This is a genomic window from Inquilinus sp. (assembly GCF_057815775.1).
The window spans coordinates 1-4,909 of sequence record NZ_JBYRFX010000990.1 but is presented as its reverse complement, the minus strand read 5'-3'; the positions used below and the strand labels follow the sequence as shown (position 1 = coordinate 4,909).

Genomic DNA, 4,909 nt, shown 5'->3' with positions numbered 1-4,909 from the left:
GCGCTGGTGGCGGCGCGGGCGTCGGGGGCGTGGCTGCGCTCGGCCCGGAAGGCGACGCAGAGCTGGACGCCGAAATCGACCGCGATGCCGACGAACAGCACGGCGAAGGCGACGGAGATCAGGTTCAGCGCGCCGACGGTCAGCGCGGCGAAGGCCGCGGTCATCAGCAGGCCGACGAACAGCGTCACCATGATCGCGGCGGTCATGGCCACCGAGCGCAGGGCCAGCAGCAGCAGCCCCAGCACCAGCACCACCGCCAGGGTGGTCGACACGCCGATGCCCTCGCTGACCGAGGCGAACTGATCGTCGTTGATCGCGATGTTGCCGGTCTGCCGCACGGTGACGCCGTAATCCGGGGTCAGGTGCAGCTTCTCTGCCGTGGCGCGGACGAAATCGGTGGCCTTCTTGCCGGGCTGCAGCGCGCCGTAATCCTGCACCGGCTGGGCCAGGACGAAGCGGCGCAGGGCGCGCGGCGAGGGTGGCCCCGACGACAGCAGCGACTGCCAGGACAGCGGGTGGATGACATGGGGCGAGGTCAGGTTGGCGTCGATCGTCGCCGCCATCTTGGTGAAGGCGGCCGACGACTGCGACCGGTCCGCCTGTCCGCTCTTTATGCCCTGGAGCACCAGGTCGACGACGCTGAGCAACCCGCGCAGCGTCGGGTCGGCGGCCAGGCCGCCCAGCAGCGGCTGGGCGGCGATGATGCCGTCGGCGGTCTGCTGCACCTCGGCCTTCGACAGGAACAGGATGCCGTTCTGGTCGAAGAACGGCCCGCCATCGGGCCGGCGCACGGTGCGGAACTGCGTCGGTTCGGCGGCCAGCGCCGCGGTCAGCCGCGCCGCTGCCGATTCGGCCAGCTCCGGCGTCTCGCCGTCGATGACGATGGCCAGCAGGTTGCGGTTCTGCGGGAAGGCGTCGTCCAGCGCCGTGTTGTCCTGCTGCCAGGGCAGGTTGGGGTCCAGCAGCGTGCCGGTGTCGGTGTTGATCGACAGGTGCCGCATCACCAGCAGCACGGCACAGACCGACAGCACCAGCGCCGCGCCGATCACCCAGGGCGCATGGCGCTGGCAGAACATGCCAATGCGCACCAGGGCGCGTGTCAGGGAAAGATCGGGAACAGCCACGCGGTCCGCCATGTGATGGGGAAGGTTGGGAAGGCGGGCGCTGTTGTATCCTGCTTCGCCGGATGGTGAAAGCTGCGGGGCGACTTGGGCAGGACTAAGGCACGCCCACGGGCGGCCTTGGTGCGGGTGGCGGCAGGGCCGGACCGGCCCGCCGGATCAGGCGCATGGCGCCCAGCCAGGCCAGCGCCGCCGCGGCGATGGCGGCCATCAGCAGCCACGGATCGGCACCGGTGATGCGCAGCGCCCAGGGAATCAGCGCGGTGGTCCCGGCCAGGCCGACGAAGGTCATCAGGAAGGCGTAGCCGGCCTGGGCGATATAGTGCAGCTCGGGCCGGATCTGCGTGCGGATCACGGTCTGGGCCACGAGATAGGCGCCGCCGAAGGTCATGGCGTGGCCGAACTGGCTGACCACCACCAGGGCAAAGGGCGGGTCGGTGGCCAGCAGCAGCCAGCGGGCGATCGCCACGACGCAGCAGATCGCCAGCAGCACGGCCGGCGCAATCCGCTCCAGCCGCTGGGCGGCATAGCGGTAGACCACGATCTCGGCGGCGACCGCGGCACCCCAGACCAGGCCGGTGCTGCCCTTCTCGATGCCGTGGTCGAGCCACCAGATCGTGCCGAAGGAATAATAGAAGGCGTGCGACGCCTGCAGCAGCAGGGCCGGCACCAGCATCGGCGCCGCTACCGCCAGGGCCGCCGCCCCGGCCCGCGGGTCGATGCGCTGCGCCGGCGGCTGCCAGGACGGGCCCGTCACCGCCAGGCACAGGCACAGCAGCAGGCCTGCGGTGACATAGGGCAGCAGGGCGATGCCATTCGGCAGCAGCAGCAGCGCCCCCATGCCGACATTGCCGATCAGGAAGGCGAAGGACCCCCAGGCCCGCATCCGGCCGTAGCCGTGGCCGCTGCGCAGCGCGACGGTGTTGGCGAAGCTCTCGATCAGCGGGATCGAACCGTAGATCAGCCCGACCGCCAGGACCGACAGCAGCCCGGCGGTGCCGGCGCCGCCGATCAGCGCCGCGGCCACCAGCACCAGCGCCGCGGCGGCCGCAGCAAAGGCGGCCAGGCGCCCGGCCGGCAGCAACAGGGTCGCGACCATGCCGAAGGCCAGGATGCAGACGGCGCGCAGGGCGAAGCCGGCGGCGACGGTCCAGCCCACGGTGTCGGCGGCCAGTCCGCCAGCGGCCAGCCAGACCGGCAGGTACGGCGTCAGGATGCCGCTGACCCCGTAATGCGCCGACAGTGCCGCCACGGCCCGCAGCCGGCCGGATGCCTCGGCCCGGTCCGCCATGCCTCCGGTCATCGGCAATCGGTCACAGCCGGACCACGGTGCCGGTGCGGCGCGAGCGTTCGGCGGCGAAGGCCATGAAGTGGCTGTCGAGCGATTCTTCCAGCGAGGCCAGGGCGACATTGACCTGGCTGCGGCCGCGGCGCTGGACCTGCCGGCCCAGGAACTCCGCCATCAGCCGGTCGTCGCCGCCGGCATGGCGCCCCACCATGGTCATGCCCAGCCGGATGGTGGTGATGTCGTCGGTGCGGAAGTCGGTCACCACGATCTCGTTCTTCTCCAGGTTCCCGGCGATCTCGCCATGGGTCCCCATCAGATGCAACGTCCGGGTGTTGTCGGCGGTGAAGGCGCTGACATTCAGCGTGGCGCTGACGCCGTTGGCGAAGCGCATCGCCACCACCTGGTTGTCGACCACGTCGTTGTCGCAGCGATAGACACAGCGGCCATAGGGGCCGTCTCGCAGCGCCGCCAGGATGCCGTCGGGCGAGGTGTCCAGGCTCAGCACCGTGTGCGGCCAGCCAGCGGCCGGTGCGAACTTCTCGAGATAGATGCGCGGGGCGGAGTAGGGGCAGCTGCGCTCGACCTTGCAGCCCTCGTCGCAGCGGTCGGTCGACCCGTCGGGGGCGTTCTCGCGCCGGAAATGCGCCAGCGACCCGACGGAGGACAGCTCGGTGCAGGGCGCACCGACCAGCCAGCGGACGATGTCCAGGTCATGGCAGGTCTTGGCCAGGATCAGCGGGGAAGAGTCCGCCTCGCGCCGCCAGTTGCCGCGCACGAAGCTGTGGGCGAAGTGCCAGTAGCCGATGTGTTCGGTCTGGCGCAGCGTCACCAGCCGGCCGATCGTGCCGCGCTCCAGGATCTCCTTGATGCGCGAGAAGAACGCCGTGTAGCGCAGGACATGGGCGACGGTGATGTCGGCGCCGCTTTCCCGGGCGGCCTCGGCCAGGATCCGCGTCTCCTCCTCGGTCGGGGAGATCGGCTTTTCCAGCAGGATGCCCAGGCCGCGGCGGATCGCGGCCAGCGCCGGCTCCAGGTGCAGGGTATCCGGCGTGGTGATCAGCACCGCGTCCAGCCCGGTCTCGCGCTCCAGCAGCTCGCGCCAGTCGGCGTAGAGATGCTCGGGCGCCAGGCCGTGGCGGGCGGCGGCGTCCTGCAGCCGGTCGGCCCGGGGGTCGGCGATGGCGACGATCCGCGCCATGTCGGGCCGGCGGCGGATGTAGTCGCCATAGGCTTCGATGCCGCGGTTGCCGGCGCCGATGACGGCAACGCGAATCTCAGGGGCTTTCGGGGTCTGCGACATCGGTCTTGGCTTTCAGGCTCGGACGATGGCCAAGCCTTACCGCGCCACCGAACCGGCGGCCAGAGCCGACCTTAAGGAACGCGGAACAGCGCCTGCACCAGCGCCGCCGCGATCCGCCTGAGATGGGCCGGGTCCTGGTACACGCGCTCCATCACTGCCAGGCCGCGGGTGAAGGTGACCACCAGATCGGCCGCCTGCTCCGGCGTCACTGCCAGCCGGGCCCGGGCCGCCTCGGTCGACAGGGCGGCCACGACGATGCGGTGCAACTCGTCCAGCATGCCCCGCAGCTTCGGCTGGATCCGCGGATCATCCTGCACCGCCTCCGTCGCGGTCCGCGTGCTCAGGCAGCCATAGGCCGGCGTTCCGCGCGTCATGCTGGCGATGGCGCCGTCGAACAGCGCCGTCAGCCCGTCCCGTGGGTCCGGCGTCTCCAGGGCCGTGGCGAGCGTGGCCAGGAACCGCTCCATATAGGCGTCGAAGGCCAGCAGGAAGATGTCGTCCTTGCCGCCATAGGCGTTATACAGCGACCCGCGCTGGACGCCGGTGGCCTCGGCCAGGTCCAGCATCGTGGTCGCGCGCATGCCCTTGCGCCAGAACACCTCCAGCGCCTTGCCGAGCATCTCGCCTTCGTCGAATTGCCGCACACCGGCCATGGTCGCCTCAAGCATTCTTGACAAAGATGTCAAATTTGACATTGATGTCAAACATAGCCGATCGACCCCCCGACGGCCAGACCCGGAATGAGATCAAGGACACCGGCGATGATCGACCTGCATTACTGGACCACGCCCAACGGCCACAAGGTGACGATCGCGCTGGAGGAGCTGGGGCTGCCGTACCGCATCGTCCCGGTGAACATCTCCACCGGCGACCAGTTCAAGCCGGATTTCCTGGCGGTCGCCCCGAACAACCGCATCCCCGCCATCGTCGATCATGACCCAGCGGAGGGTGGCGCGCCGATCTCGATCTTCGAATCCGGCGCCATCCTCGAATACCTCGCCGACAAGGCCGGCAAGCTGCTGCCGCGGGCGGCGCGCGAGCGGTTCGAAGTGCTGCAATGGCTGTACTGGCAGATGGGCGGCCTCGGGCCGATGGCCGGGCAGAACCACCACTTCTCGGTCTATGCGCCGGAGCGCATCCCCTATGCCACCGAGCGCTATGTCAAGGAGACCGGGCGGCTGTACGGCGTGCTCGACCGCC

At 70.1% G+C, this 4,909-nt stretch carries 5 protein-coding genes; 1 reads left to right on the top strand and 4 read right to left on the bottom strand.

The window, feature by feature from the left end:
- The 4 genes from AC3XYG_RS35465 to AC3XYG_RS35450 all read right to left on the bottom strand — a co-directional run.
- Nucleotides 1-1,124, bottom strand: a 1,124-nt coding sequence (locus AC3XYG_RS35465; protein WP_489144604.1) for an MMPL family transporter, incomplete at its 3' end; no start/stop codon positions are given.
- 94 nt (nt 1,125-1,218) lie between these two features.
- Nucleotides 1,219-2,412 carry an MFS transporter gene (locus AC3XYG_RS35460; RefSeq protein ID WP_489144603.1) on the bottom strand — a complete coding sequence of 398 codons (1,194 nt, stop codon included), beginning with the start codon at nt 2,410-2,412 and terminating at the stop codon, nt 1,219-1,221.
- Between the two features lie 22 nt (nt 2,413-2,434).
- Nucleotides 2,435-3,709: a Gfo/Idh/MocA family oxidoreductase gene (locus tag AC3XYG_RS35455; protein WP_489144602.1), complete on the bottom strand. Its 1,275-nt coding sequence runs from the start codon at nt 3,707-3,709 to the stop codon at nt 2,435-2,437.
- A gap of 71 nt (nt 3,710-3,780) precedes the next feature.
- The gene (locus AC3XYG_RS35450; protein WP_489144601.1) at nt 3,781-4,362 is read right to left on the bottom strand and encodes a TetR/AcrR family transcriptional regulator; all 582 of its coding nucleotides are present in this window, start codon (nt 4,360-4,362) and stop codon (nt 3,781-3,783) included.
- Between the two features lie 108 nt (nt 4,363-4,470).
- On the opposite strand from AC3XYG_RS35450, the gene AC3XYG_RS35445 reads away from it, so the two are divergent.
- A partial coding sequence (locus AC3XYG_RS35445) for a glutathione S-transferase N-terminal domain-containing protein (protein ID WP_489144600.1) occupies nt 4,471-4,909 on the top strand: 439 nt, incomplete at its 3' end.

Coding starts and splice junctions, on each gene's coding strand:
- AC3XYG_RS35460 (WP_489144603.1), bottom strand. CDS start 2,412: ATGGCGGACCGGGCCGAGGCATCCGGCCGGCTGCGGGCCGTGGCGGCA.
- AC3XYG_RS35455 (WP_489144602.1), bottom strand. CDS start 3,709: ATGTCGCAGACCCCGAAAGCCCCTGAGATTCGCGTTGCCGTCATCGGC.
- AC3XYG_RS35450 (WP_489144601.1), bottom strand. CDS start 4,362: ATGGCCGGTGTGCGGCAATTCGACGAAGGCGAGATGCTCGGCAAGGCG.